Source organism: Neisseria sp. P0021.S007 (assembly GCF_051956855.1).
Genome location: NZ_JBQCXA010000926.1, coordinates 1 through 566, shown reverse-complemented (window position 1 = coordinate 566; position 566 = coordinate 1). Strand labels below are relative to the sequence as shown.

The window sequence follows — 566 nt, the reverse complement described above, 5'->3', positions numbered from 1 at the left end:
GTGGTCAACCAGATAGTTCTCGCTGTCTTCCTTCTGAACCACTTTGGAGGAAACCACGCGGTATTGCTGTTTGATGACCGGCAGGCTTTGGTCGCCTGTCGCAGTCAGACCGATAAATTCAGGATTGAACTGCTTGACGTATTTGCTGATGACTTCAGGCGTGTCGCGCTCGGGGTCGATGCTGACGAACACTACTTTCACATCTTTCGCCTGATCGCCCAATTGTTTCAATGTGTCGCTGTAAGTCAGCAATTCGGTCGGGCAAACGTCGGGGCAGTGTGTATAGCCGAAGGACAGGATCACGACTTTGCCTTTCAGGTCGCTTAAGCTGAACGGCTTGCCGTCGCCGTCGGTCAGCGTGAAATCGCCGCCGATGTCCTCTTTACGCATATCTGTTCCCGGACCTTGCGGTTTGGGAGCGGCAGCAGCGTTAAGCGAGGTCGTTTCAGTAGAAGAAGCAGGCGTTGCAGCTGGGGCGGATGCTGTTGAAGAGGCGGCTGAAGCAGTCGCGGGATTTTGTTCCGGCGCTTTGGCTTCAGGTTTGCAGGCAGCAAGTGCGGTAAGGG

At 54.9% G+C, this 566-nt stretch carries 1 protein-coding gene; it reads right to left on the bottom strand.

Annotated elements, in window-relative coordinates:
• Positions 1–566: SCO family protein (locus ACTHUR_RS16775; protein WP_440399811.1), on the bottom strand; the 566-nt coding region annotated here is incomplete at both ends.